At 65.9% G+C, this 314-nt stretch carries 1 pseudogene; it reads right to left on the bottom strand.

From position 1 onward, the window contains the following. A pseudogene (locus tag EN804_RS35200) lies at nucleotides 1-314 on the bottom strand (EscN/YscN/HrcN family type III secretion system ATPase); the annotation flags it as partial.

The raw sequence follows: 314 nt of genomic DNA, 5'->3' as shown, positions 1-314 counted from the left end.
CGCTCGCCCGACGCCAGGCCAATTTCACGCTGCGCTCCGGCGAACCGCGTTATGTTATCAATCGCAAGCAGCACATGCGTGCCCTGGTCGCGAAAAAATTCGGCGATGCTGGTCGCCACATAGGCGGCCTTGACGCGCTCGATGGCGGGCCGGTCCGACGTCGCGACGACGACGACCGCCCGCTCCCGACCTTCCGGTCCAAGCTGGTGTTCGACGAATTCGCGCACCTCGCGCCCGCGTTCGCCGACGAGGGCGACTACCGCAACATCGGCGTCGGTGCCGCTGACGATATCGGAGAGCAGGATCGACTTGCC

This window comes from Mesorhizobium sp. M8A.F.Ca.ET.161.01.1.1 (genome assembly GCF_004792105.1).
In the GTDB taxonomy this organism is placed as follows: domain Bacteria; phylum Pseudomonadota; class Alphaproteobacteria; order Rhizobiales; family Rhizobiaceae; genus Mesorhizobium.
Note: the sequence above shows the minus strand (reverse complement) of the source record. Positions and strands in the feature narration are given on the sequence as shown.